We start from the raw sequence: 24,769 nt of genomic DNA, 5'->3' as shown, positions 1-24,769 counted from the left end.
GCCCGGCAATCGGGCGGTCGTGCGGTACAGCGGACAAATCCGGCATCCGGCGGCGTCGTACTTTGGTCCGATCCGCCCCGCGGACCCCGCCCCTACCATGAGGGAGATGCTCGCTCGACTGCGCTCCTTCTGGGACGAACCCGGCCCCGCCGACGCCCCCGTGCGGGTGTGGCGGGACTGGGTGCTGTTCGCCGGGTTCGTGGTCGCGATGGTGCTCGAGGTGCTGCTGCGGCCCGAGTTGCCCTTCCGCTGGTTCGCGGGCGCCGTCGGCCTCGCGGTGCTGCCGACGCTGCTGATCCGCCGCACCCGGCCCCTGGCGGCGGTGGCGATCGCGTTCGGCGCGTGCGGGACCGCACCCTTCGTCACCGGGCTCGACCTGGGGCTGAACGCCTTCGTGTTCGTGCTCCTGCTCGGCTACGCCCTGACCCGCTGGGGCTCGGGCCGCCAGACGGTCCTGGGCACCGCGATCATCCTCGCGAAGCTGGCGGTCGGGCTGCTCGCGGGCCATTCGGGGCCGGACGACACCCTCGGCGGGGTCGGCATGCTGTTCGCCGTGACGGCCCTGGGGGCCGCGGTGCGCTACCGCACCCGCGCCCGCCACCGCGAACTGGACCAGGTGAAGCTCCTCGAACGCGAGCGGCTCGCCCGCGATCTGCACGACACCGTCGCCCACCACGTCTCGGCGATGGTCATCCGCGCCCAGGCCGGCCTGGCCACGGCCCCGTTCAACCCCGACGCCGCCACCGACGCGCTGCGCCTCATCGAGTCCGAGGCGACCCGCGCCCTGGCCGAGATGCGCGGCATCGTGCGGGTCCTGCGCACCGACGAACCCGCCGACCTGGCCCCCACGCCGGGCCTGGCCGACCTGCACGGCCTCGCCGGCGCCCACCGCGCGGGCCCCGCCGTCGACGTGGCGGTCACCGGCGACCTCGACGACCTGCCGGCCCCGATCGGCACGGCCCTGTTCCGCCTCGCCCAGGAGTCGGTGACCAACGCCCGCCGCCACGCCCGCAACGCCACGCGCATCGAGGTGCACGTGGAGGCCGACGACGCCGCCGTACGCCTGCGGGTCACCGACGACGGCGACGCCCCCGCGGCCCGCACACCCGCCCCGGCCGGCTTCGGCCTGCTGGGCATGGCGGAGCGGGCCGGCCTGGTCGGCGGCACGTGCTCGGCCGGCCCGGCCCCGACCCGCGGCTGGATGGTCACCGCGGTCCTCCCCCGCGCCTGAGACCCGCCCGATCCCGGTCCGCGCGGACGCCGGCCGGGCCCACGGCACGATGGTGACCGCCTCCCCCGCGCCTGTGCCCGCCCGGCCTGTAGCCCGCCCGCGGTGACGAGCTCGTACCGGGCGCCGCCGAAAGTACGGCAAAGCCGAGGCCCATGTGCCGATGAGCGCCGCGCCCAGCACGGCCACCATCGACGGCATGAAGGCGATTGCGCAGCAACGGTACGGCTCCGCGGAGGAGCTGCGGCTTATCGACATCGACGCGCCCGTGCCCGGCGAGGGCGAGGTCCTCGTCCGCGTACGGGCCGCGGCGGTCAACGCCCGCGACTGGCACGTCATGCGCGGCGACCCCTACCTGGCCCGCGTCATGATGCCGTCCTGCTTCGGCCCGCGCGGCCCGCGGCGAGCGGTCCGCGGCAGCGACTTCGCGGGCGTGGTCGAGGCCGCCGGCCCGGGCGTGACGCGCTTCGAGCCGGGCGACGAGGTCTACGGCGACCTGCGCGAGGACGACGGCGCCTTCGCCGAGCTGGCCCGGGTCCCCGTCGGCTGCCTCGAGCGCAAGCCGGCCGGTCTCACGTTCGAGCAGGCGGCGGCGGTACCGCTGGCCGGCACCACGGCCCTCGTCGCGCTGCGGGACGTGGCCGCGGTCCGCCCGGGCGAGACGGTGCTCGTCAACGGCGCCTCCGGCGGCGTCGGCACCTTCGCCGTCCAGCTGGCCAAGGCCTTCGGCGCCCACGTCACCGGCGTCTGCAGCCCGCGCAACCTGGGCCTCGTGACGGAACTGGGCGCCGATGAGGCGATCGACTACACGCGCGAGGACTTCACGCGCGCGGCCCGGCGCTACGACGTCATCCTGGACCTGGTCGCCAACCACAGCCTGAGCGACCTGCGCCGCCCCCTGACCCCGAGCGGCCGCCTGGTGACCGCGGGCGGCGGCACCTCGGCCGGCGGCCGCCCGCGCGTCTTCGGCCCCATGGCCCTGGTGATCCGGGCGCAGCTGTCCGCCCGCTTCGGCGACCAGCGCGTGCGCCCGATGCCGGACGTGCCCCCGAGCCCGGCCGCGCTGGCCGCGCTGCGCGGGTACCTGGAGTCGGGCGAGATCACCCCCGTCGTCGACCGCACCTTCCCCCTGACCCGCGCCGCGGAGGCCGTGCGCTACCTGGAGATCGAGCACGCCCGCGCGAAGGTCGTCATCACCGTCTGACCGCCGGCCCCGGCCGTCCGCCCGGCGTCAGCGGGTGCGACGCGTCTTGGGGCGCCGCCGGACGTCCCCGGCGCGATGGACCCGGCGGACCGGCGCGACGCCGTCCGCGTGGGCGTACTCGCGGGCCAGCCGGCGGTGGTGGGGGTCGTCGGTCCGGGCGGCCAGCGCGAGAAGGTCCCGCCGGGCGGTTTCCGGGTTGGCGCGGTACCAGCGGTCGAGCAGGGCGTCGCCGACCGCGGGCGGCGCGGCGGCGGCGTGGGTGACGACCACTTCGGCCGTCTCGGCGCGCATGGTGTCGAACGAGGGAGTGGTAGCGCCCTGCCCGCGCAGGTGAGCGGCGACGAGGGCGGTGCCGAGAGGCAGCAGGGTGGCGTGACGCTGTCCGAGCTCGACGACGCCGAGCAGGGCGAGCTGTTCGAGCAGGCAGTCGAGGTCGGCGTCGCACGCGCGCCGCAGCGGCACGGCGTCGGGTGCGTCGGTGTCGATGAACGCGGCCTCACCCGCGACCGCGAACGCGAGGTCACCGAGTTCCTGGGTGCTGATCGGCTCGCGGGCGACGTACAGGGCCAGACTGATCGCGAAGGCGGCCTCCTCGAACCGCCAGCCGATCGGCGACGCCGCGTACCCGGCGGGGCAGACCGCTTCGCGGAGACCGAAGAAGGCCTCGAAGGCCCGGTGGGCGAGCGCGGCCGGATCGGTGAGCAGCCGCGCGGCGGCCTTCACCGGCAGGAGACGGCCCTTGACGACCCGGACCGTCCGGGCGGCCTTGGCCCAGGCGAACAGCACCGAGGTCTCGTACAGCTCGTCGGTGCTGCCGGTCCTGAAGACCTTGCCGCCGATCACCGGGTCCATCCGGTCAGCCAGGCCGAGCAGCGCGATCAGCTCCGCCGCGTCGGCGAGCCGGAGGCGGCCGGTCGCGGTCAGCGCACGGCCGGCGCCGACCCAGTCGGCGAAGCGACGGATGCGCTCCAGCATCACCGATGCCGCCGCGAGCGCCGCCGTCTCGGCGTCGGTGGGCAGGTCGACGGGCGGCAGCGGCCCCATCCGGTCGTTGCCGCCGGCCGCCGCGTCATCGGCCATCACCCGATCGAGGTGGTGCTGCTCCACCGCGACCCGGCCGGCTTGGACGTCCAGGAGGTACCGCTGCGCCTGCTGCGGCTGTTCGAGGTCGACCCCGGCCGCGAGCATACGCATGGTCCAGAACTTGGCCGGCCCGTACCGGGTCTCGTCACCCATCGCGGCCGCCACATCACCGGCGACCGCGTCGATCAGCGCGTGCAGCGCCGCCGGCTCGGCGCACCGGTCATCCGCCAGATCCTCGGCGAACAGGAAGTCGATGAAGGTGTGGACGCTGGTGAGCAGCGCGGGCGTCTCCGCGGCGGGCATGCTGACCCGGCGGGGAAACCACTCGCACAGTGCCTCACGAAGGTCTTCCGGCTGCCACCGGCACAGCAGGCCGTCGCCGTCCGCCCATCGATGTTCGACCAGCGCGGCGACGACGAACGGCTCTACCTCGCGGTGCTGCCCGCGCGACCATCGAACGACCCTGCCGACCAGCCGCTCCTGCGCTGCGTCGAAGACGTCATCGGGGGCGGCCGTGAACACCATACGCATCGCCTCGCAGCTTACGGCGCCGCGAAACACACCGACGAGCGACACCCACCGGGCCGGTGCTAGAGCTCGGGTCCTCCTCGCAGGTCGGGCCGCACCACCAGCCACAGCACCAGCGCCGCCGCCGTCATGCCGCCGAAGACCACGACCGCCATGGCCAGGGAGTCCGCGCCTAGGACGCCGACCAGCGGGGCGGCCGTCGCGCCGACGCCGAACTGCACGGCGCCGAGCAGCGCGGCGGCGGTGCCGGCCGCCTCGCCGTGGCGGGACAGGGCCAGGGCGGGCGCGTTGGGCATCGCCAGGCCGACCATCGCGAGCACCGCCCACAGCGGCAGCAGCACGCCGAGCAGCCCGCCCGCGCCGGTCGCGGCGAGCGCGACCAGCACGGCGCCGGACGCGACCCCGAGGACGAGCGCGGCGGCGAGGATGCGCTGGGGCGACCAGCGGCGCAGCAGCCGCACGTTGAGCTGGGTCGCGCCGATGAGGCCGACCGCCCCGCCCGCGAAGACGAGCGCGAACTGCTGCTCGCTCATGCCGTACTGGTCCTGGAACACGAAGCTCGAACCGCCCACGTACGCGATCAGCGCCGCCATCGACAGACCGGCGACGACGACCAGCCCGACGTACACGCGGTCGGCGAACAGCCGCCCGTAGTCGCGCATGGTGCCGGCGATGCCGCCGCCGCGCCGCCGCTCCCGCGGGAGGGTCTCGGGCAGCGCGAACGCGGTGGCGGCGAGGATCGCGAGACCGGCGACGGCCAGCACGACGAACACGCCCCGCCACTGGGTGAGCCTCAGCACCAGGCCGCCGACCGTGGGGGCCAGGATCGGCGCGACGCCGACGACGAGCATGAGCCGCGACAGCAGCCGCGCCGCCGCGAGGCCGTTGAACAGGTCGCGCACGACGGCCATGGCGACCACCGACGCGGCCGCGGCGCCGAGCCCCTGCAGCACGCGGAGGGTGCCGAGCACGGCCAGGTCGGGCGCGAACACGCACAGCACCGACGCGAGCACGTGCACGCCGATCCCGGCCAGCAGCGGCACCCGCCGGCCGAGCGCGTCGGACAGCGGCCCGGCGATCAGCTGCCCGATCGCCAGCCCGGCGAGGGTGCCGGTGAGCGTGAGCTGCACCGCGGCGGCGGACGCGTGCAGGTCGGTGGTGATCGTCGGCAGCGACGGGAGGTACATGTCGATCGTGAGCGGCCCGAGGGCGGTCAGGAATCCGAGCAGCAGCACCAGCCGCAACCGGCGCCGGGCGGGCAGCGGTTCGCCGGGTGTCGTGCGGTCGTCGGGTCGGGTCGTCGTCAGGGTCTCGGCCACGACTGGTGACAAGGCGTACGGACTCCGGGTTCTTCCCGCTCGTTACTCCGGTCACGTTCGCTTGCGTTCACGGCATGCGGTCCTAGCCGAAGTCGGCGTACACGCGCCGCTCGGCACCGTCGACCGTGACCTCGCCGCCGTGCGGGAGGAGCCATTGCGGCCTCGTGTGGCCGAAGGGGATGCCGGACACGAAGACCGCCTCCGGGTTGTAGCGGGCCACCTCGGCCAGGACCGCGTCGCGCTGGGCGGCTCGCAAGCGCGCCCGTTCGGCCGGAGCCGGGCGGCGGGTGAGGTCCGAGACCGGCGGGCGGGCCAGCAGGACCGCCGAGACCGCCGCCAGCAGGCCCCGCTCCCCGAGGGCGCGCACGATCCAGGCCACGTTGCGGGCCGGAAGCAGCTCCTCGGAGGTCTCCAGGAGCATGACGCCACCGTCGAGGGCGGCGGGCGGGAAGGGGAACCGGCCGGCGGTGAGCACCCACTCGATCACCTCCAGGCAGCCGCCCCAGGTGCGGCCGGTCACCGTGCGCGCCGGGCCGTGCCAGCTCCAGGGTTCGGTGGGGGCGCGCTCGCCGTACGACGTCAGCGCCCGCGGGTCGCTCCAGTCGACGCCGACGTCCTCGGACGTCCCCGGGTCGGTGATCTCCAGGCGTCCGCCGGTGAGCAGCGCCGCCCGCAGCGAGCGGGCGTGCACGTCGTCGACGGCCGGGCCGGGGCCGAGGTGGACCTGGGTGGAGCCGCCGTAGAAGCTCGCGATGCCGTTGGCCCACAGCCAGTGGTGCAGGTTGGTGTTGTCGCTCGTGCCGAGGAACGGCTTCGGGTCGGCGCGGGCGAGGGCGGGGTCGAGGTGCGGTACGACGGTGATCTGGTCCTCGCCACCGACGGTCGCGATGATGGCGCGGATCGACGGGTCCGCGAACGCCGCGTTGACGTCGGCCGCGCGGTCCTCGGGTGATGCGCCGACCCGGCGCGTGGTCGGGTACTCCACCGGCACCAGCCCGGTGACCTCGGCGAGCCGGTCCATCGCCCGCTCGTGCACGGCCGGGAAGAGCCCGGGCGCGGCGAAGGACGGCGACAGCACCGCGATGCGGTCACCGGGGCGGGCCTTCGGGGGCCGGACCAACGCGTCCACCCCGCCAGCCTCGGCGCCATGACGGCGTTCGTCAATCAGGCGGCGACGAGGACCTCCACCGAGCGCGGGTCGCGGTGGGCGGCGGAGGCGGGCGGGACCGGTCCGGGGCCGGTCCCGCCCGCCGGTCGGTGGTCAGCTCACCGTGACGGCGGCGTCGTCGAGGACGAACGAGGTCTGCAGCGAGGAGTCCTCGGTGCCGGTGAACTTGAGCGTGACGCTCTGGCCCGCGAAGGCTGACAGGCTGTAGGACTTCTGGGTGTACCCGGTCGCCTTGTTCAGGTTCGACAGGGTGGCCAGGGTGATGGAGCCCGCGGTGACGGTCAGCTTGTCGTAGGCCGTCGTGGTCGTGGTCTCCGCGGAGTCGACGTGCACCCAGAACGTCAGCGTCGCCGAGCAGCCGGCCGGGATGGTCACCGACTGCGAGATGCTCTCGGTGTGCGTGGAGCCGTACCCGAGCAGCCACGCGCTGTAGGTCCCGCCGTGCGCGGCCTGGCCCTGCGAGGACCACTGCCCGATCGCGCCCGTCGTGCCCGTCCAGCCCGTCGCGCCCGACTCGAAGCCGGGGTTGGTCAGCAGCTGCGCCCCGGTGCAGCCGGTCGGCGGCGGCGTCGTGGTGCCGCCCACCGAGGTGGCCCAGATCGTTGACGCGACCCCGTCGGCGGCGCGGTTGAGCACGGTGGCGTTGATGTTGGCGGTCGTGTCGCAGGCCTGGTGGTAGCAGGAGTCGTAGGCGCTGTTGGCGGTGCCGCCCCACTTCGAGGCCTGCGCGGAGGTCTTCTTGGCGCTGGCGCCCGCGGCGTAGCCCGACGTCGGGATGCCCACGCGCTCGAAGGAGTAGTCGTCGGAGCGCCCGGCGCCCTCGGTGTTCTCCTCCGGCTGCAGGCCCAGCGAGTCCCAGTACGCCTTCATCGGCGCGGCCGCCGCCGACGTGATGTGGTTGATGAAGTAGCCGCCGTTGGGCGAGCCGACCATGTCGAAGTTGTAGTACGCCTTGATCTGGCCGCGCTGGGTGGTGCTCAGCGCGTTGGCGTAGAACGCGGAGCCCTGCAGGCCCTGCTCCTCCCCCGCCCACCAGGCGAACCGGACGTGGCGGCTCATCGTGGGGTTCTGCTGGGCCAGGACCAGCGCGTTCTCCAGCAGCGTCGCGGAGCCCGAGCCGTTGTCGTTGATCCCCGGCCCGGCGGCCACGCTGTCGAGATGCGCGCCGAGCATGGTGATCTGGTCCGACGGCCCGCCCGGCCAGTCGGCGATGAGGTTGTTCGCACGGTACGTGCAGCTGGTGCACGTCTGCTCGGCGACCGTGTATCCGGCGGCCTGCAGCTTGCCCTTGATGTAGGCGACCGACGCGGTGTAGCCGGCGGTGCCCGAGCGGCGGGTGCCGCCGTTGCTCGACGCGATCGTGTTGAGCTGGGTCAGGTGGGCCTGCACGTTGGCGACGGCGATGTCGGGCGCCGCGGCGAGGGCGGGGGTGAGGGTCACCGGAGGCGCGGCGGCGGCCGGGATGGCCAGGCCGGCACCGGCCAGCAGGAGCGAGGCGGACACGATCAGTGTCAGCGCCGCGGGTCTGGGTAGCATGGCGTGCACATTCGCATATTTGAATATGTGCGATCAAGAGCCGGTTGCATATCGTCCGGGCCATACCGCGACGGCCCGCATCGGCCGCTCGGACACTGCGGGCGTCCCGGCCTCGGCGCGAGTCGCCACCTGGAGCGATTCACCCCCGGCGCGGGCCGCCGCTCGGCGCGGGCCGCCGCTCGGCGCGGGCCGCCGCTCGGCGCGGGCCGCCGCTCGGCGCGGGCCGCTCACTCGGCGCGGGATGGGTCTCGGACGTCGGCGGGCGGCCGCACCTCGACGGCTGGCTATGCTCCGCCCATGACGCGTTGGTGGGAGCGGCTGCCGGACCCGGTCGGCGCCGGCGGCCTGCTCGTGATGGCGCTCGTGCCCGGGATGTCCGGCATCGGCGCCGACCTTCCGGAGTTCCCCGACCGGCCCCTGGACGCGCTCGGCTGGTTCCTGGTCGTCGCCCTCTGCGCGCCGCTGGCGATCCGGCGGCGCTGGCCGGCCGCGTGCACGGTGCTCACGGCGGTACCCTTCGGCCTCTACCAGTGCCTCGGCTACGCCCACTCGGCGGCGACGCTCGGCTTCCCATTCGCCCTGTACGCCCTGGGCGCCCACCAATCCCGCCGCCGCGCCGTGCTACCGGTCGTGCTCACCGTCGCCTACGCCGGGCTCGCGGTGCTGCTGCACCGGATGGGCTCGGGTCAGAACGTCGTGCAGTACGCGGAGTTCGGCGCCCTGCTGGCCGCGTTCTGGCTGGCCGGCCGCTGGATGCGCCGCCAGCGCGAAGCGGCGGAGCAGCACCGCCGGGACAGCATGGCCCTCGCCGCCGCGGCGGAACGGTCGGTGATCGCCCGCGAACTCCACGACGTCGTGACACACCACGTGACCGCGATGGTTCTTCAGGCCGACGCGGCAGCGATGGCGCTCGACATCGGCACGGCAGCGATGGCGCTCGACGTCGGAACGGCAGCGATGGCCCCCGACGTCGGAACGGCAGCGATGGCCCCCGACGCCTCCACGTCCCCGGCCCGGGACCGCTCGGCACCCACCGACAACGCTGCCGCCCACACCGACGGCAGCCCTCCGCGAGCCAGCAACGGCCAGGCACCCGACCACGGCGCGCCTCGCACGGACCACGTTGCCGCGCACCTTGGTAGCGGCCAGGCAGTCACCGGCAGCGGGCAGACCATCGCCGGCCGCGGATCTGCACCGGCCGCCACCGGCCCGACGCTCGCCGACCACGATCGTCCGCCCGCCACCGACCCGACGCTCACCGACCACGATCGTCCGGCCACCACCGACCCGACGCTCACCGACCACGATCGTCCGGCCACCGCCGGCCCGACGCTTACCGACCACCATCGCGCACGCACCAACGGCCCGACGCTCGCTGGCCATGACCGTCCGGCCACCGCCAGCCCGACGCTCGGTGACCACGATCGGGCACCCACCAACGGCGGCCGCCCGATCGCCAAGGACGATCCGGTGCTCGGCGAGAGCGGCCTTCCGTTGGCCCACGACGGTCTGGCACTCGTCGGCGACAGCTTGGCCGCGGTGGCCGGCACCGGACGCCAGGCGCTCGTCGAGCTGCGGCACCTCCTGCGCGTACTCGACGCGGACCAGAACGACCCGAGCACCCGCCCGGTCGTCGGGCGCATCGCGGACCTGGTCGAGCGAACGCGCACACTCGGCCAGCCCGTCGACTGGCGCGAGGAGGGCATCGCACGCCCGGCCGGCGGCGGGGTCGATCTCACCGTGTACCGGGTTGTGCAGGAATCGCTCACCAACGCGGTGAAGTATGCGCACGGCCGGCCCACTCGCGTGCGAATCGCGCACTCGGACGACCGAGTCGCCGTGGAGGTGCACACGGACGGCTCCACGGTCGTGGACGGCGGCGCGACGCGAACGGGTCGCGGCCTGGCCGGCCTGCACGAACGGGTGAGCGTGTTCGGGGGCGACTTCGAGGCCGGGCCGACCCCCACGGGAGGCTTCCTGATCCGCGCGTCCATCCCGACCGGCGTGCGCACATGAGCGGACGCAACGCGCACGGGTGCGCGAACGAGCAACACACGGCCGAGCGAACCGACAGCACACCGCCGAGCGGCAATGCGCAGCCGCAGACGAGCGAACGAACAACACTCGGCCGAGCGAACCGACAGCGGCGCGTGGATGAGCGGCAATGCGCAGCCGGAGACGAGCGAACGAACAACACTCGGCCGACCGAACCGACAGCGGCGCGTGGATGAGCGAACGACCGGACGGATCGGATTCGAGCGGGTGCGATGGGCGCGGGGACTTTGACCAGCGAACGGACGGCATGCATGTGAGCGGAACGGATACGCACTTGGATGGGGTGCGCGAATGAGCAGCGCGCCGGTGCGCATTCTGGTTTGCGATGATCAGGCGTTGATCCGCACCGCGTACGCCACGATCTTCGGGCTCCAGGCCGGTTTCGCCGTCGCCGGGGTCGCCGCGGACGGGGAGCAGGCCGTCCGTCTCGCCCGGGAGCTGCGGCCCGATGTCGTGCTCATGGACATTCGCATGCCCGTACTCGACGGGATCGAGGCCACCCGGCGACTCGCGGGACCCGATGTCGCCGAACCGCTCAAGGTGCTCGTGGTCACGACGTTCAACCTGGACGAATACGTGTACCGGGCTCTGCGCGCGGGGGCGACAGGGTTCCTGCTCAAGGATGCGCAGCCGGCCGAGTTGATCGCCGCGGTGCGCACGGTCGCGGGCGGGGAAGCGCTCGTCTCCCCCACCGTCACCCGGCGGCTGATCGGTCACTTCGGCTCGCGGATTCGGCCGGCCGAGAGCGCGCCCGGGCCGGCCGCCGCGCTCGCGCCGCGCGAGACCGAGGTGCTGACGCTCATCGCGCGCGGGATGAACAACGCCGAGATCGCGGCCGAGCTGATGCTGAGTCAGGAGACCGTGAAGACGTACGTCTCCCGGATCCTCACGAAGCTTGACCTCCGCGACCGCGTGCACGCCGTCGTGTACGCGTTCCAGACTGGACTTGTCCGCCCCGAAGCATGACCGGCAGCCCGTCCCCTGCCAGCTCGCCGTCCCAACTCGCCGTGCCGACTCGCCACGCCAAGCCGCCACGCCAGGCCGGGCCGCCGTGCCAAGCCGACCGGAGAGCTGCCCATGCAGGGCCGCGCCCGACGGCCCACGGCACGCCTGCGCTCACCAGCACCGAGCGCTCCGCGCATGCTCGCGTCCGGGCACGCGCCGACAGACGCGCGTGTCGCCCGGCTTCTCGCGCAACAAAGAGCAGGCTTCGGGCAACGATGTCGTCCGGCCCGTCAGGCGCGGTCGTGCAGCGTGATCCGGTAGCCGTCGGGGTCGGCGAAGGTGAACGTCCGACCGAACGGGCCGTCGATCGGTGCGGAGACGATGGTGTGACCGCCCGCGGCTAGAGCGTCGTGAATGGCCTGGACGTCGGTGGCGTGCAGCCAGATCGCGGCGCCGATGCCGGGCTGGGCGACGGATGCGAGATCGGTGCCGGGTACGACGTCGCGCAGCGCGAACGCGATCGGCCTCGTCTCGAAGACCACGGCGTGCGGCGGTCCGGACTGCGAGCGGACGAGGCCGAGGTACCGCTCGTAGAACGCCTGCGAAGCGGCGAGGTCGCGCGCCTGGAGCGAGATGAAGTCGGGGCCGGTTGCGGGCATGGTGATACTCCTCGTCCTCGTGTCAGTTTACTGACACGGCCGAGTGTATGTCAGAATGCTGACATGGGTCCAGAGGGTGCCGGCGTCGATCTCGACAAGTCACTGGGCTACCTGCTGAAAGAGGCGTCCAGCGCCCTGCGTGCGGCCATGGAGGAGGTGCTCCGGCCGCTCGGGATGAGCGTCACTCGCTACTCCTGCCTCGAGTTGCTGGCGCAGCGGCCGGGCCTGTCGAACTCCGAGCTCGCGCGGGGCGCGTTCGTGACGCGGCAGTCGATGAACGTGCTGCTCCAGGCCCTGGAGCGAGAGGGCTTCGTGACCAGGCCCGCGGAGGCGCCCGTCGGGAAGGTGCTTCCCACGCGGCTCACGCCTCGCGGCCGGCGTGCCCTGGAGCAGGCGACCGTGGCGGTCCGGTCCGTCGAGGTCAGGATGCTGGCCGGCATGACCGGGGCCGAGCAGGCAGACGCGTTCCGGCTCCTGCAGAGCATGGTGCGCTCCCTGCGCGAGGGCGACAACGGCGCATAGCTCGTCCGCCGGCGCACGTCTCGCCACGCCCGGACAAGGAGTGCGGCCGAGCACAGCAGTCCGCGCGAGCGCGACCGCACACACCGTCAACCGCGCGTTCACGGACACCGTCGGCTGAGCACTCGCGCAGGAACGCACTCGCGCAGGAACGCACTCGCGCATCCGGAAGCGGCCGTGGCCAACCACGCGGCGGGACCGAGCCACTGGGCCGCACGGCGAGCGGGCGGCGGGTGGGCGACGGACAAAGCGATCGCCGCGCAGTGTGACCACGCCGCCGTCCCCCGCGAAAGCCACACTGCATGTCCCCGCAAGGGCGGGACGGGTGGGCGACGGACAAAGCGATCGCCGCGCAGTGTGACCACGCCGCCGTCCCCCGCGAGAGCCACACTGCATGTCCCCAAAGGGCGGGACGGATGAAGCCCGGGGTGCGGTCCAGCACGTCCAGGTCGCCCGTGCAGCCCTCCTCGGCGAGAGCGGGCGGCGGGCAGAGCGTTCGCTGCGCAGCGTGACCACGCCGTTGTCCCCCGCGCGAGCCACACCGAATGTCCCCACCGGAGGGACGTTTACCGCCTGATCGATCCCTATCTTGCTCGTCATGTCCAGGTTTGCAGTGCGATTCCCCCTCATGCTCATCGGCACCCTCGTGCTCCTCGCCGCGACCGAAGGCGTCACCGCCGCGCGGGCCGACGACCTCACCTGGGTGGTCTCCGCGGGCTTCACGGGCGCGATCGCCGCCGTACTCGGCTACGCCCTGCTCAGCCGCTGGATCGAGCGCCGCCCGAGCGCCGAGGAGGTGTCCCCCGCCAACGCGGCGCGCTGGCTGCTGCCCGGCCTCCTGCTCGGCGCCGCCGCGTTCGGGCTCGTCATGCTCGCCATCCGGCTGCTCGGCGGCTGGGACACGCAGACCCGCGACTCCGCCCAGGGCCTGGCGATCACCGCCGGCGTCATGGCCGTCGTCGCCGTCAACGAGGAGATCGTGTTCCGGGGCGTGCTGACGAGGATGCTGGCCGAGCGGTTCGGCGGCTGGGTGGCGCTGGTCGTCTCGTCGCTGCTCTTCGGCGCCATGCACCTCGTCAACGCCAACGCCACCGTCCCGGCGGTGCTCAGCATCGTGCTCACCGGCGGGCTGCTCTTCGGCGCCCTGTACCTCTTCACCCGCTCGCTGTGGCTCACGATCGGCTTCCACTTCGCCTGGAACACGGTGCAGGCCGGGGTCTTCGGGGTGCACTCCTCGGGCGAGGACGCGTCGCACGCGCTGTGGCGCACCACGCTGTCCGGGCCGCGGTGGCTCACCGGCGGGGAGTTCGGGCCGGAGGCGAGCGTCGTGACGCTGGTGGTCATCACGGTCCCGGCGCTGGTGCTGATCGTGTGGGCGGCGCGGACCGGGCGGCTGGCGGCGGCGGCCCGAGGCTAGGGTTGCCGAGCGTGATCAATGCCATCGGAGCGTGATATTCGGTGGCGGCAGCACCGGCCGCGGCCGGATACTGCGCGCCGTGCAGGGATTCGTGGATGAGCGGTTCGCGCCCGTGGGCGCGGTGTTCGAACAGGGTCTCGCGAGCGATGCCGAGGTCGGCGCGTCGGTGTGCATCACCGTCGACGGCGAGACGGTGGTCGATCTGTGGGGCGGGCACGCCGACGCGGCCCGGACGCGTCCGTGGCAACGGGACACCATCCTCAACGTGTACTCGGTCACGAAGACCATGACGGCGCTGACGGCGCTGCTGGTCGCCGACCGCGGGGCGCTCGACGTGACCGCGCCGGTGTCGCGGTACTGGCCCGAGTTCGCGGCCGCCGGCAAGGACGCGGTCACCGTCGCGCACCTGCTGAGCCACTCGTCGGGCCTGTCCGGCTGGGCCGAGCCGGTCACCGTCGAGGACCTCTACGACTGGGAGAGGGTGACGGGGCTGCTCGCCGCGCAGGAGCCCTTCTGGGCGCCGGGCACGGCCAGCGGCTACCACGTGATCACGCAGGGCTTCCTCGTCGGCGAGGTCCTCCGCCGGATCACCGGGCGCTCGCTGGGCACGCTGTTTCGCGAAGAGGTGGCGGTACCGCTCAACGCCGACTTCCACATCGGGCTGCCCGAGTCCGAGGAGCCCCGCGTGGCCGAGCTCGTCCCGCCGGTCGGGGGCAGCACGATGCCGTTCGCCGACCCGACGCCGCTGCAGGCCAACGCGGCCGTCCCCGAACTCGGGGTGGACGACGCCAACAGCCGGGCGTGGCGCGCGGCGGAGATCCCGGCCGGCAACGGCACCGGCAACGCGCGGGCGGTCGCCAACGTCCTCGCCGTGCTCGCGTGCGGCGGCGAGGCCGGGGGCCGGCGCCTGCTGTCCGGGGCCGGGGCCCGCCGGGCGCTCGAGGTCCAGGTCGAGGGCACGGACCTGGTGCTGTCGATGCCGGTGCGGTTCGGGCTCGGCTTCGCCGTCGGCGGGATGATGCCGAACCCGAACACGCTCTACTGGGGCGGCCTCGGCGGGTCGATCGCCCTCGCGGACCTCGACGCCCGGACCACGTTCACGTATGTGCCGAACCGGCTCGCGGGCGCGGGCGACACGCGCGGCTTCGGCCTGCTGATGGCGATGTGGGAGGCCCAGAAGCTCATCTGAGGCGCCTCCCCTCGATCAGCAGCCGGCCGGCGTCCGGGTGAACCGGCACCGACACGCCGGCACGACACGCCGCCCGGGTGACATCCATCCGCCGGGGCGGTTGCGTCCCGGTCGGAGGCTCAGTTGACGTACACCAACGGCGAACCCGCGACCGAGGTGTCGGCCACCGGGCCGTAGCTCGCGGTGAAGTAGCCGTTGGGGAAGCACGCCGACGGGCCGGAGAACCGGTTGAACTTCTGGTTCGTGAACGTGATCGACTGGTCGGCGTTCGAGGCCACGCCCGAGACGAGATCGGCGTCCGCGCGGTACACACACGTCACCGTGCCCAGCGCGGACTTCAGCTTGATCGTGGTCTGGATCGGGGCCGCGGCCGTGCCGGTCACGAGCACGGCGCCGGCCGAGTCGACCGTGGTCGCGTACGGCAGGTTGTCCACGACGATCGACTGCACGCCGGACACGGCCGGGATGCCCACCGGGGTGCAAGTGCCGAAGCTCTGCAGCGTCAGCGACTCCTTCGCGGTGCCCGCGGCGGCCACGTTGGACACCACGGTCGCGCCGAAGGCCGAGTCGGCGCACTTGATGAGGCTCGTGCTGCCGGGCGTCGCGGAGAAGGTGGCCAGCGTGCCGGCCTTGATCGGGGCGGTCAACGCGTCGCCGTCGGTGACGTTGGTGCCGCCGGCCGAGCCGTACGTCAGCACGTCCACGGTGTCGGCGTAGGCGGGCGTGGCGGCGAGCACGGCCGCGAGTGCGGCGCAGAGTGCGGTCAGGCGCGTGCGGGTCTTGTGCATGGGGGCCTCCTCAAGACATGGCCTTCGTGAGGTCGTCGATGCTCGAGTCGACGGCCAGGGAGGTGTTCGTGGGGCTGAACACGAGCGCGTTGTGCCCGGCGGCGGACGGCAGCCCGAACACCGCGTCGATGATCCGGTCGAGCGATCCGCCCAGCCCGCAGCCGCTGGCGACGGGCACGGCGAGGCCGTCGTCGGCGAGGCGGGCGCCGGTGAACGAGACCACGGACGCGTCGAAGCCGTTGGGGTCGGCCGCGAGGTCGACGGTGCCGGGGTCGGTGATGACGGGCCGCAGCGCGATCGGGCCGATGGTGCAGCGCAGCCCGAACAGCGCGTTGTACAGGTGCAGGCGGATCGGCAGGTTGAACACGGGGTAGGGCTCGCCGATGGCCAGCGGGACGAACTCGGTGATCGGGCCGGCCGTCTCGACCTGGGCGAAGACGCTCGTGACGCCGGGCAGGAAGTTCGCGAGCCCGGGGATGGGCACCTGCAGCGGCGACGAGGTGAGCACCTTGCCGTTCGCCGGCGGCACGGTGCTGAACACGTTGGCCTCGGTCCCGTCCGGGAACGAGACGACGGGGGCGCTCGCCGGCCAGTACACGCCGAACTGCAGCGTGATCGGCGAGGTGAGCGCGACGGTGGTGGAGCCGATGGTGAAGCTGCCGCCGCGGGTCACGGAGACGACGCAGCCGACCTGCAGGTTGCCGGGATCGCGCAGCGCGGGCGCGGCCAGCGGGCACTGGTCCATCCCGGCGTAGATGCCGGACGGCCGGGCGGCGGCCGCCGGCGGGCCGGGCAGCAGGATCGCGAGCGCGACCACCCCGGCCAGACATTGCTTCCACATGCCAGCACATTGGCGCAGATCTATTGATCCAGAGTCAGAAACCGTGAGAGTTTTCAATTGATGAAATCTCCGCCGTACTGGTTGACCGCCATCGATACCCGCGGGTAACTTCCCCGTACACAGGCCGTCACCTGGGAGGAGTCGCGATGTCCGACACGCAGGAGCAGCCGCTGGGCCAGACCCGCTGGCGCCGGTTCGCGTTGATGATGGGCATATCCGCCGCGGTCACGACCGGGCTCGTCGTGCTCACCGGGCAGGGGGTCATCGCGGCGTCGTTCTCGGTCTCCGGGATGCCGTTCGTGGTCACCGCCGACGAGCTGCAGGGCACCGGCTTCGAGCAGTACGCGGTGCTCGACCAGATGGAGCCGGGCAGCCCGAACGAGGGCGACACCGGCGGCCAGCTGATCCTCATCGTGTCGGCGGTGGACAACGCGAAGCTCACGAACCTGTGCCAGAGCATCAACCTCGGCGGCACCAACCTGCGCCTGACCGCGGGCAGCGCCGAGCACCCGGTCACCGCCACGAAGCTCATCGTCGACTCGGACCTCATCAGCGGCGACGCGTCGTTCACGTCGATCGACATCGGCCAGGACGCGAGCACGCTGACCCGGGTGCCGGGCGCGACCGGCGGGATCGGCATCTTCGGCCAGCAGGCCGAGACGGTGAGCATCAAGCACCTGCGGCAGAACAACTACGCGACCACGGCCGCGACGTTCAACCTGCCGAACCTGCGCATGGGCTTCGGCGACGGCTGCTGAGTCGCGATGGGCTTCCGGCGCTCCTTCCGGCGGTGGCGGCGCACCCGGCCCTTCTGGGGCGGGCTGTTCGTCGTCGCCTCCGCGGTGTGGATCTTCCTGACGGTGAAGGCCCCGCTGCCCGTGGTCGTCCACGTGGGCGTGCAGGGCCTCGCCGGGTTCCTGGTGCCGATCGTCATGCTGCTGTGCGGGATCCTGCTGTGGTACAGCCCCGCCAACCGCACGTTCTACTCGGTGCTCGCGCTCGTCATGGCGCTCGTGTCCTGGGTCACGTCCAATCTCGGCGGTTTCCTGGTCGGCCTGCTGCTGGGCGTGGTCGGCGGCTGCCTGGCGTTCTCGTGGCAGCCCGGGCCGGCGCCGTCCTCAGCGACGGGCGCGCAGGCGGCTCAGGGGCAGCGCGGCGGCGAGCAGGAGCACGCCGGCGGTGGTGAGCAGGCGGACACCGAAGAACAGGTAGCCGCCCCACAGGGCCGGTGGCGTGACGTCGGCCGGGAGCGTGCGGTCGAAGACCAGGTCGCCGGTCGTGAGGACGGTGCCGGGTAGTAGCAGCACCAGGCCCGCGACCAGGGCAGCGCGTCGGACGGCAGGGCCGGCGCGCCGCGCCAGCCCAGCCAGGCGCCGAGCGCGGCACCGAGTGCGGCCATGGTGAGGGCGGCGAAGACCCGGGCCGGCCCGCGCCCCCGTCCGGCGCGCGGCCCCGACGAAGAACCCGGTGCGGTTTCCAGTGCGGCCGCCATCGCGGTCTCCTGCCCCGTGGGAAGTGGGAGCCGGAACATAGACCGCGACGAACGACGGTGTCAACCGGCCATCGCGCCGGCCGGGGATCAGACCCGGAACCGGCCCACCGCCGCCTGCAGATCGCTCGCGACCCGGTTCAGCTCGGCCACCGTCTGGTCCACTTCGGACAGTGTCGAGGTGGTCGACTGGGCCGCCTCGGCCACGCCGGCGATGTTGCCCGCGATGTTCGTCGCGCCGTGCGCCGCGTCGCCGACGCTGCGGCTCATCTCGCCCGTCGTCGCGGTCTGCTCCTCCACCGCCGAGGCGATGGTGAGCTGGTAGTCGTTGATCCGCGCGATGATCCGGCTGATCTCGCCGATCGCGTCGACGGCGTTGGCGGTGTCGGACTGGATCGCCTCCACGCGGCGGGAGATGTCCTCGGTCGCCCGGGCCGTCTCCTGCGCCAGGTCCTTCACCTCGCTCGCGACGACCGCGAACCCCTTGCCGGCCGCGCCCGCGCGGGCCGCCTCGATGGTGGCGTTGAGCGCGAGAAGGTTCGTCTGCTCGGCGATCGAGGTGATCACCTTGACGACGTTGCCGATCTCGGTGCTGGAGTCGCCGAGCTTGGACACGGTCTGGTTGGTCATCTCGGCCACGCCCACCGCCTCGGAGGCGACCCGGGCGGCGTCGTTGGCGTTCTGGGCGATCTCGCGGATCGAGGCGCCCATCTCCTGCGAGCCCGCGGCGAGGGTCTGCACGTTGTGCGACACGGTGCCCGCGTCGCCGGCCACGACGTTGGCCCGGGACGCGGCCGCCTGCGCGCTGTCGCCGATGCGCGCGGTGACGCCGGTGAGCCGCTGGGTGCTCGCGCCCAGGGTGCGCGCGGCGGTCGCGAGCGTGTCGACGGTACGGCCGATGCCCTCATTCGCCTGGTTCACGGCCACCGCCATGGCCCCGAGCTCGTCGCGGGAGTGCACCTCGGCGCGCTTCGTGAGGTCACCGTCGGCCGCGGCCCGCAGCGTGGCCGAGACCGACTGCAGCTGGCGGTTCATGCGCCGGCCGATGAGCCCGACGATCGCGAAGGCGACGACGAGCCCGGCGACGAGCGAGCCGATCGTCCAGTTGCGCGAGGTGTGGTAGGAGTTGAGCGCCGCGGCCGCCTCGCTCGACGCCTCGGAGTTCTCCAGCTGCTGCAGCTGCGCCAGGGAGTCGTTCATCTGCGCCTCGAGGCTCTGCCACAGCCGGTTGCGCTCGGCCGCGTCGCTCGTGACCGTCGTGCCGGCCTTGGGCTGATCCTGGAACACCACCACGTTGCGCAGGTTCGCGTAGTCGGCCCAGGCGGTCGCGAACTTGTCCACGGCCGCGGCGCGCGGCGCGGACGAGACGGTCAGCGTCCGGTACGTCTGCAGCGCCTTGTCGATGAGCGCGTCGCCGTTGCTGCGGGCCTGCTGGGCGCGCGGGCCGAGCGTCGGATCGTAGGCGGCCCACCCGAACAGCGACTGGGCCCGGTAGTTCTCGGCGACGCCCTGGCGGATCACCACCAGCTGCGCCACGCTCTCGAGGTGCTCGGCCTGCAGGCGCTCGAGCCGGTCGTTGATCCGGCCCATGCTCACGATGGACAGCACACCGACGCCGATGGCGACGAGGGCCACCACGGTCACGCCGATGAGATTCTTGACGTTCACGGGCCTGTCGGCGACCCACCCGGCGAACGCGTTACGCCGGACGTTCACCTCGATCGGCGAGGAGCTCACGGTGGCCGTCCTATCTGAAAGCAGTGGATGTTCGCACCATCGGCCGTCATCGCCCCGGGTTTAGTCTGATGAAATAGGCGATGTGGAACCCGAGCCGGACCTCGTGCGCGCGAGCTGTCACGTCCTGGAGTTCTCCGTCAGCCCGGGCGGGGCCCGCCAGGGCGATCTGCGGGGCGCGCTCACCGTCGACCGGCTCCGGGCCGCATTCGAGGAGCGTTACGATGTCGAGCATCTGGCGTACCTCGTGCTGTGGTACGGCGCGATCCTGCACCTGTGGACCGTGCGGGCCGGTGAGCTCGTCGCCGGCACGGACCTGCGCCCGCTGCTGCGCACCGGCGAGGAGGCCCTGGACCGGGCCGCGGCGGCCCTGCTCGCGGGCGGCCGCCGGGGCGAGCTGCGCGACCTGTTCAACCGTGTGCACCGCGACATCGACGAGACGATGACCGCCCTGCGCGTCTTCGCGCACCTCCTCGAACAGCACACCGACCCCGCCGCGGCGCTGGCCGCGATCGAGGCCGGCGGCCTGCCGGCGCCGCCCGGCTCCGGCGGGACGTACGAGCTCGACTGGGCCGCGGTGGCCGCGGCCGCCCCGCCGCTGCGGGAGCCGCTGCTGCGCCCGGGCGAGACGACCGCGGTGACGTGGTCCGACGAGCTCGCCCCGCCCCGCGACAGCTACCTGCGCCACGTCGACGGCATCCACCTGGGGCTGCTCGACATCGAGGGCGGCGACGAGGAGTTCGACGAGCAGTGACCGCCCGCACCCCTCGCCGCCGGCTACGGGTTGCGGACGCAGGTCGGGCAGGTCTCGGAGATCGGCAACGGGCGGGCGTGGGCCGGGCCCGCGTCGATCAGGGCCGCGGCGCCGGTGGCGAGCGCGGACGCGAGCAGGGTGCGCAGGACGACGGTCTTGAGTCTCATGCCCTTGACGGCGTTCCTTCCCGTTCCATGCCCGCGGCAACGGTTCAGGGGCGCTCGGTGCGGACCGGGTCGCCGCGGATCAGCTCGTCGTGGACGTGCCAGCGGGCCGTGGTCAGGGCCTGGGCCGCGGCGCGGTCGCCGCGTTCGAGGCGTTCGCGCAGCTGCCGCATGGCCAGGCGGCGGTTCAGGCCGAACTGGCGCTCGGTGTCGGCCACGACCACGGTGCCGGTCGGGCGGTGGGTGGCCCGCACCGCGGTGCTGACCTTGTTGCGGTGCTGGCCGCCGGGGCCTCCGGTGCGGCAGGGCACCACGTCCACGTCGGACTCGTCGAACGCGGTGTGCGGGGTGTCGAGCGAGCAGCGCTGGGCGATCACGTACCAGTTCTTGCGCCCGTGATTCGGCCGGTACGGGCTGGCCGCCTGCCAGCACAGCGTGCCCGTCCACGCCGCCGCGCACGCCGGCGCGCCGGGGCCGTCCAGCTCCAGCACCACCGAGCGCAGCGTGCCCGGCCGCGCGCCGGGCACGCTCTCGGCGCGGCGCACGCGCAGCGCCCGCCGGGCCGCGTCGGACTCCAGGCGCGCGGCCAGCTCGGCCACGGCCCACGAGCACTCCAGCGGGCCGCGGCCGGCGGACAGCATCAGGTACACCGTCATGACCGGGACCAGGAGCGCCGCTTGTCCCGGCGGGCCGGCTCGGGCTCCGCGGTCTTGTAGGTGACCACGGGTACCGTCACCGCGACCGGCGTGGCCAGCCCGTGCGCGACGAGGTCGGCGATCACCTGCTCGATGCGCTTGTACGCGCTCGGCGCCTCCTCGAACAGCAGCTGCCGGTCGCCGCAGACCACATAGGACCCGACCGGGGTGCGGCGCAGCTCCTCCACGGTGTGCTTGGCCCGGCCGCGGCGCAGGGCGTCGGCGCGGGACATCTTGCGTCCGGCGCCGTGCGCGACCGACCAGCCCGCGTCGGCCCCGGCGTGCGCGGCCACCAGGTAGGACGGCGTGCCGCGGGTGCCGGCGATGAGCACGTCGCGGCCGTCGCCGGGCGCGGCGCCCTTGCGGTGCAGGTAGTCCCCGTCGCGGATCTCGACGAGGTTGTGGCACTGCTCGACGATCGGCTCGGCGGGCTCGGCGCCGAGGGCGAGCGTGACCCGGGCCGCGAGCAGCCGCCGGTTGAGCGAGCCCCAGCGCACGGCGTCGTCGTGCGCGGCGAGGTACGCGGGCGGGTCGGCCGCGGGGCCGGCGCCGTGCGCCTCGGTGTGCGCGCGCAGGATCCGCTCGCCGAGGCCGCGCGACCCGCTGTGCACGATGAGCACGAGGTCGCCGGCGTCGAGGCCGAGCCGCTGCGCGTGCGCGGGGTCCGCGACGGACTGGACGCGGGCGAGCTCGACGAAGTGGTTGCCGCGGCCGACGGTGCCGAGGCTCTCGGTGTACCCGGCCGGAGCCGGCCGCCCGCCCGACGCGAACGCCCACGCGGGGTCGTCGGGGTCGGGCGCGAGCGGCACGTCGAGGTCCGGGAAGCGGGCCGCGAGCCGCTCCGGTGACACCTTCTTGAGCGCGATCGGGAACACGGCGATGCCGCAGCCGATGTCGGAGCCGACGAGGAACGGGTACAGCACGGTCGAGCGCATGGCGGCGCCGATCGGCGCGCCCTTGCCGGGGTGCAGGTCGGGCATTGCGGCCACGTGCGCCATGCCGTCGAGCGCGGCGACCTGGTGGCACTGGGCGACGGCGTCGGACTCGATCCAGCTGTTCTCGGACGCGAACAGGGAAACGCTGGCAGACAACTGGCGGGTTCCTTCGGGGAGACGCTACGGACGGAGGAAGGGGGCTGGGGTGGTCCGTCAGTACGTCATGGCCCCGAGTCTCGCGCCCGGGTGGCGCCGCGGCAATCGAATTACGCGCCCTCAGGGCATGGCGCGCTGGAGGGTGATCTGGCCGTACCACGTCCGCGCGTGGATCTCGGCCCGCTCGGCGAACCCCTCCGGGCCGCCGCGGACCGCCATGAGGTTGTGCACGCTGCCGAGCGTCGAGCGGGCGTCCACGAGCGCGGCCGTGCCGGCGGCGATGCCCACCTCGATCGACCCGCGCGCGGTGCTCAGCAGGATCTTCCCGCGGGACACCTCGCCGACGCGGATGGAGCCGTTGGCGGTCTTCGCGCGCACGCTGCCCGCCGCGCGCACGATCGTGATGCCCCCGTTCGCGGTGGCCACCTCGACGTCCGCGCCGCAGGCCTGCAGCCGCACGCTCGACGTCGCCCCCTGCACGTCGGCGACGCCGTCCACGCGGCCCGCCACGACGTCGGAGCCGGACGTGGAGACCTTCAGCGCGCCGACGTGCTCGAGATGGATCGGTCCGGAGACGGTACCGAACCGGCAATCGCCCAGCCGCCCCTGCGCGCTGATGTCGGCCCGGACGGTCTGCACCTCCAGGCTCGAGCCGGACGGCACCTCGAGGAACACGTCGATGCCGCCGCCGGGGCGCAGGATCGCCCGGTGCGGGGCCTTCACCGTGAGGGCGCCCGCGGCGTGGTCGACCGTCGTCTGCTCGGCCGCGCTGACCGCCGAGGCGCTCGTCCCGGCCGGCAGCACGGCGACGGCCGCGTCGCGGCGCTCGGTCGCGACCACCCGCACCCGGCCGGAGTCGAGGACGACCTTCACCGCGACCGGCCCGGCCGTGTCGAACGTGGTCGGCATGCGAGTGTCCTCCCGCGGTCCCTGCCGTGGCGCCATGATGGCGCCATCGTACATTGGTTCAGCTCCGGCCGTCGTGTGCCGATGGAGATGTGTGTCCCGGTTCGGTGTCGTCGCGAGCATCGGTGCGCGGCTGCTCGACGCCGCACTCGATGAGGAGCGCATGCTGCGGTACCTCACGACGGCGCTCGCCGCCGAGCTGCCGGACCACACCGTGTCCGCGACCCTGCGGCCGGGCGCGTCCGGCGGCTTCACCGCGCCGCTCGTGCTGCACGGCCGCGCGGTCGGCGCCGTCTGCGTCGACGGGGAGGTCGACGGGGAGGTCGACGGGGAGCTGCCGCCCGACGAGGCCGAGTTCGTGGCGGCGGTCGCGGCCGTGGCCTCCGCGGCCCTGGAGCACGGCCGGGCCCTGGGCGCCGCGCTGGCCCTGCTCGACGACGCCCGGCGCCAGACCCATCTGCTCGACGCCATCTCCGACGCCGTGATCTCCTGCACCGCCGACAACGTGATCGACTCGTGGAACGCGGGTGCCGAGCGGCTGTACGGCTACCCGGCCGGCGAGGCGATCGGCTGTGACCTCTTCGCCCTGCTGGCCACCACGTGCTCGACGGACGACGGCATCGAGGTCGGCCCCCGCCAGGTCCTCGAGGACCTCGCGGCCGTCGGGCGGTGGAGCGGCGAGCTGCGCGAACGCCGCTTCGACGGGGCCCCGCTGACCGTCCTGTCGTCCGTCTCGACGCTCACCGGCCCCGACGGCCAGGGGGCGGGTTTCGTGTACGTCAACCGCGACGTCACCGAGCAGCGCCTCCAGGAGCACGCGGCCTCCCACGACGCCCTGACCGGCCTGGCCAACCGCCGCCGCCTGGTCAACCGCATCCACGACGCCGCGGGCCGGGTCCACCGCGGCGGCGGCCCGATGGCGGTGCTGTTCCTCGACCTGAACGGCTTCAAGCCGGTGAACGACCGCTACGGCCACGCGGCGGGCGACGAGCTGCTGGTGGCGGTCGCGCACCGGCTGACGGCCACGGTCCGCGGCACCGACTTCGTGGCCCGGGTCGGCGGCGACGAGTTCGTGGTCCTGCTGGAGATGATCGGCGCGGTGGACCGCATCCCCCCGGTGCTGGAGCGCATCCTGGAGTCGGTGGCCGAGCCGGTCCAGCTGTCCTCGGGCGAGACGGTCGCGGTGGCGACGTCGATCGGCGTGGCGGTGGTCGAGTCCCCGCAGGAGACCGCGATCGAGCCGGAGCGCCTCGTGCAGCTGGCCGACGAGGCCATGTACCGGGCGAAGCACCGCCCCGGCCGCGTCGCCTTCAGCGACGAGTCCCGCGACGCCGAATGGCTGACGCGCTTCGCCATCGCGCACCCGTAGCGGCCGCCACGCCGCCGGTTCACCTTCGCGGCGGGTGCGGTTCGGGGCGGCAGCGGGCATAGCGGTTCGATGAGCGGTCCGTTCCGTG

Annotated in this window: 23 protein-coding genes; 11 read left to right on the top strand and 12 right to left on the bottom strand. The window is 73.5% G+C overall.

The window, feature by feature from the left end; translation table 11 throughout:
* The first annotated feature begins 106 nt into the window (after positions 1-106).
* Complete coding sequence (locus ACQP1P_RS16375) at positions 107-1,231, top strand: sensor histidine kinase (RefSeq protein WP_433087524.1); 1,125 nt, start codon at positions 107-109, stop codon at positions 1,229-1,231.
* Positions 1,232-1,427: 196 nt separating this feature from the next.
* The gene (locus ACQP1P_RS16370) at positions 1,428-2,432 is read left to right on the top strand and encodes an NAD(P)-dependent alcohol dehydrogenase (protein ID WP_433087523.1); all 1,005 of its coding nucleotides are present in this window, start codon (positions 1,428-1,430) and stop codon (positions 2,430-2,432) included.
* Positions 2,433-2,459: 27 nt separating this feature from the next.
* Here ACQP1P_RS16370 and ACQP1P_RS16365 read toward each other — a convergent pair whose 3' ends face one another.
* The 4 genes from ACQP1P_RS16365 to ACQP1P_RS16350 all read right to left on the bottom strand — a co-directional run bounded on the left by ACQP1P_RS16365 (position 2,460) and on the right by ACQP1P_RS16350 (position 8,066).
* Positions 2,460-4,046, bottom strand: coding sequence for a hypothetical protein (locus ACQP1P_RS16365; protein ID WP_433087522.1), 1,587 nt, complete (start codon positions 4,044-4,046; stop codon positions 2,460-2,462).
* 59 nt (positions 4,047-4,105) lie between these two features.
* Positions 4,106-5,362: a multidrug effflux MFS transporter gene (locus tag ACQP1P_RS16360; protein WP_433087521.1), complete on the bottom strand. Its 1,257-nt coding sequence runs from the start codon at positions 5,360-5,362 to the stop codon at positions 4,106-4,108.
* An 82-nt stretch (positions 5,363-5,444) separates the two neighbouring features.
* Positions 5,445-6,437: a S66 family peptidase gene (locus tag ACQP1P_RS16355; protein WP_433090017.1), complete on the bottom strand. Its 993-nt coding sequence runs from the start codon at positions 6,435-6,437 to the stop codon at positions 5,445-5,447.
* 186 nt (positions 6,438-6,623) lie between these two features.
* Positions 6,624-8,066, bottom strand: a complete 1,443-nt coding sequence (locus tag ACQP1P_RS16350; protein ID WP_433087520.1) for a M28 family peptidase — start codon at positions 8,064-8,066, stop codon at positions 6,624-6,626.
* Positions 8,067-8,093: 27 nt separating this feature from the next.
* Here ACQP1P_RS16350 and ACQP1P_RS16345 point away from each other — a divergent pair, with 27 nt between their 5' ends.
* Both ACQP1P_RS16345 and ACQP1P_RS16340 read left to right on the top strand, forming a co-directional pair.
* A complete protein-coding gene (locus tag ACQP1P_RS16345) occupies positions 8,094-10,082 on the top strand; it encodes a DUF7134 domain-containing protein (protein ID WP_433087519.1) in 1,989 nt (662 codons plus the stop codon).
* Positions 10,083-10,412: 330 nt separating this feature from the next.
* Positions 10,413-11,087, top strand: a complete 675-nt coding sequence (locus tag ACQP1P_RS16340; protein ID WP_433087518.1) for a response regulator — start codon at positions 10,413-10,415, stop codon at positions 11,085-11,087.
* A 269-nt stretch (positions 11,088-11,356) separates the two neighbouring features.
* On the opposite strand, the gene ACQP1P_RS16335 is transcribed toward ACQP1P_RS16340, so the two are convergent.
* The gene (locus ACQP1P_RS16335; RefSeq protein WP_433087517.1) at positions 11,357-11,725 is read right to left on the bottom strand and encodes a VOC family protein; all 369 of its coding nucleotides are present in this window, start codon (positions 11,723-11,725) and stop codon (positions 11,357-11,359) included.
* A gap of 63 nt (positions 11,726-11,788) precedes the next feature.
* Between ACQP1P_RS16335 and ACQP1P_RS16330 the strand changes: the two genes are divergently transcribed.
* From ACQP1P_RS16330 to ACQP1P_RS16320, 3 genes are all read left to right on the top strand, one after another.
* Positions 11,789-12,247, top strand: a complete 459-nt coding sequence (locus ACQP1P_RS16330) for a MarR family winged helix-turn-helix transcriptional regulator (RefSeq protein ID WP_433087516.1) — start codon at positions 11,789-11,791, stop codon at positions 12,245-12,247.
* Between the two features lie 595 nt (positions 12,248-12,842).
* Entirely contained in the window at positions 12,843-13,661 is an 819-nt protein-coding gene (locus ACQP1P_RS16325) for a lysostaphin resistance A-like protein (protein WP_433087515.1), read from the top strand.
* Between the two features lie 79 nt (positions 13,662-13,740).
* Positions 13,741-14,850: a serine hydrolase domain-containing protein gene (locus tag ACQP1P_RS16320; RefSeq protein WP_433087514.1), complete on the top strand. Its 1,110-nt coding sequence runs from the start codon at positions 13,741-13,743 to the stop codon at positions 14,848-14,850.
* Between the two features lie 119 nt (positions 14,851-14,969).
* Here ACQP1P_RS16320 and ACQP1P_RS16315 read toward each other — a convergent pair whose 3' ends face one another.
* Both ACQP1P_RS16315 and ACQP1P_RS16310 read right to left on the bottom strand, forming a co-directional pair.
* The gene (locus tag ACQP1P_RS16315) at positions 14,970-15,638 is read right to left on the bottom strand and encodes a Tat pathway signal sequence domain protein (RefSeq protein ID WP_433087513.1); all 669 of its coding nucleotides are present in this window, start codon (positions 15,636-15,638) and stop codon (positions 14,970-14,972) included.
* Between the two features lie 10 nt (positions 15,639-15,648).
* Positions 15,649-16,479: a hypothetical protein gene (locus ACQP1P_RS16310; protein ID WP_433087512.1), complete on the bottom strand. Its 831-nt coding sequence runs from the start codon at positions 16,477-16,479 to the stop codon at positions 15,649-15,651.
* Positions 16,480-16,625: 146 nt separating this feature from the next.
* Here ACQP1P_RS16310 and ACQP1P_RS16305 point away from each other — a divergent pair, with 146 nt between their 5' ends.
* On the top strand, positions 16,626-17,237 hold the full coding sequence (locus tag ACQP1P_RS16305; protein ID WP_433087511.1) for a DUF6230 family protein: 612 nt from the start codon (positions 16,626-16,628) through the stop codon (positions 17,235-17,237).
* A 6-nt stretch (positions 17,238-17,243) separates the two neighbouring features.
* Positions 17,244-17,777 (top strand): DUF6114 domain-containing protein, encoded by a 534-nt coding sequence (locus tag ACQP1P_RS16300; protein ID WP_433087510.1) that lies wholly within the window; start codon positions 17,244-17,246, stop codon positions 17,775-17,777.
* A gap of 281 nt (positions 17,778-18,058) precedes the next feature.
* Here the strand turns inward: ACQP1P_RS16300 and ACQP1P_RS16295 are convergent, their stop codons facing one another.
* Complete coding sequence (locus tag ACQP1P_RS16295) at positions 18,059-19,705, bottom strand: methyl-accepting chemotaxis protein (protein WP_433087509.1); 1,647 nt, start codon at positions 19,703-19,705, stop codon at positions 18,059-18,061.
* Between the two features lie 82 nt (positions 19,706-19,787).
* Between ACQP1P_RS16295 and ACQP1P_RS16290 the strand changes: the two genes are divergently transcribed.
* Positions 19,788-20,456: a hypothetical protein gene (locus ACQP1P_RS16290; protein WP_433087508.1), complete on the top strand. Its 669-nt coding sequence runs from the start codon at positions 19,788-19,790 to the stop codon at positions 20,454-20,456.
* 23 nt (positions 20,457-20,479) lie between these two features.
* Here the strand turns inward: ACQP1P_RS16290 and ACQP1P_RS16285 are convergent, their stop codons facing one another.
* The 4 genes from ACQP1P_RS16285 to ACQP1P_RS16270 form a co-directional block, all read right to left on the bottom strand.
* Complete coding sequence (locus ACQP1P_RS16285) at positions 20,480-20,623, bottom strand: hypothetical protein (RefSeq protein WP_433087507.1); 144 nt, start codon at positions 20,621-20,623, stop codon at positions 20,480-20,482.
* A 44-nt stretch (positions 20,624-20,667) separates the two neighbouring features.
* The gene (prfH, locus tag ACQP1P_RS16280) at positions 20,668-21,276 is read right to left on the bottom strand and encodes a peptide chain release factor H (RefSeq protein WP_433087506.1); all 609 of its coding nucleotides are present in this window, start codon (positions 21,274-21,276) and stop codon (positions 20,668-20,670) included.
* A complete protein-coding gene (locus ACQP1P_RS16275) occupies positions 21,273-22,406 on the bottom strand; it encodes an RNA ligase RtcB family protein (protein WP_433087505.1) in 1,134 nt (377 codons plus the stop codon). Before ACQP1P_RS16275 ends, prfH begins: the two co-directional genes overlap by 4 nt.
* A 120-nt stretch (positions 22,407-22,526) precedes the next feature.
* Complete coding sequence (locus tag ACQP1P_RS16270; RefSeq protein ID WP_433087504.1) at positions 22,527-23,315, bottom strand: DUF4097 family beta strand repeat-containing protein; 789 nt, start codon at positions 23,313-23,315, stop codon at positions 22,527-22,529.
* A gap of 91 nt (positions 23,316-23,406) precedes the next feature.
* Between ACQP1P_RS16270 and ACQP1P_RS16265 the strand changes: the two genes are divergently transcribed.
* Entirely contained in the window at positions 23,407-24,681 is a 1,275-nt protein-coding gene (locus tag ACQP1P_RS16265; protein ID WP_433087503.1) for a diguanylate cyclase domain-containing protein, read from the top strand.
* Positions 24,682-24,769 lie beyond the last annotated feature (88 nt).

The organism is Dactylosporangium sp. CA-052675, from assembly GCF_050947935.1.
Taxonomy (GTDB): Bacteria; Actinomycetota; Actinomycetes; order Mycobacteriales; family Micromonosporaceae; genus Dactylosporangium.
Note: the sequence above shows the minus strand (reverse complement) of the source record. Positions and strands in the feature narration are given on the sequence as shown.

What these genes read in the sequence shown, in the direction of transcription:
- ACQP1P_RS16375 (WP_433087524.1), top strand. Translation starts at nt 107, where the DNA reads ATGCTCGCTCGACTGCGCTCCTTCTGGGACGAACCCGGCCCCGCCGAC.
- ACQP1P_RS16370 (WP_433087523.1), top strand. Translation starts at nt 1,428, where the DNA reads ATGAAGGCGATTGCGCAGCAACGGTACGGCTCCGCGGAGGAGCTGCGG.
- ACQP1P_RS16365 (WP_433087522.1), bottom strand. Translation starts at nt 4,046, where the DNA reads ATGCGTATGGTGTTCACGGCCGCCCCCGATGACGTCTTCGACGCAGCG.
- ACQP1P_RS16350 (WP_433087520.1), bottom strand. Translation starts at nt 8,066, where the DNA reads ATGCTACCCAGACCCGCGGCGCTGACACTGATCGTGTCCGCCTCGCTC.
- ACQP1P_RS16340 (WP_433087518.1), top strand. Translation starts at nt 10,413, where the DNA reads ATGAGCAGCGCGCCGGTGCGCATTCTGGTTTGCGATGATCAGGCGTTG.
- ACQP1P_RS16335 (WP_433087517.1), bottom strand. Translation starts at nt 11,725, where the DNA reads ATGCCCGCAACCGGCCCCGACTTCATCTCGCTCCAGGCGCGCGACCTC.
- ACQP1P_RS16330 (WP_433087516.1), top strand. Translation starts at nt 11,789, where the DNA reads ATGGGTCCAGAGGGTGCCGGCGTCGATCTCGACAAGTCACTGGGCTAC.
- ACQP1P_RS16325 (WP_433087515.1), top strand. Translation starts at nt 12,843, where the DNA reads ATGTCCAGGTTTGCAGTGCGATTCCCCCTCATGCTCATCGGCACCCTC.
- ACQP1P_RS16315 (WP_433087513.1), bottom strand. Translation starts at nt 15,638, where the DNA reads ATGCACAAGACCCGCACGCGCCTGACCGCACTCTGCGCCGCACTCGCG.
- ACQP1P_RS16310 (WP_433087512.1), bottom strand. Translation starts at nt 16,479, where the DNA reads ATGTGGAAGCAATGTCTGGCCGGGGTGGTCGCGCTCGCGATCCTGCTG.
- ACQP1P_RS16305 (WP_433087511.1), top strand. Translation starts at nt 16,626, where the DNA reads ATGTCCGACACGCAGGAGCAGCCGCTGGGCCAGACCCGCTGGCGCCGG.
- ACQP1P_RS16300 (WP_433087510.1), top strand. Translation starts at nt 17,244, where the DNA reads ATGGGCTTCCGGCGCTCCTTCCGGCGGTGGCGGCGCACCCGGCCCTTC.
- ACQP1P_RS16285 (WP_433087507.1), bottom strand. Translation starts at nt 20,623, where the DNA reads ATGAGACTCAAGACCGTCGTCCTGCGCACCCTGCTCGCGTCCGCGCTC.
- prfH (WP_433087506.1), bottom strand. Translation starts at nt 21,276, where the DNA reads ATGACGGTGTACCTGATGCTGTCCGCCGGCCGCGGCCCGCTGGAGTGC.
- ACQP1P_RS16270 (WP_433087504.1), bottom strand. Translation starts at nt 23,315, where the DNA reads ATGCCGACCACGTTCGACACGGCCGGGCCGGTCGCGGTGAAGGTCGTC.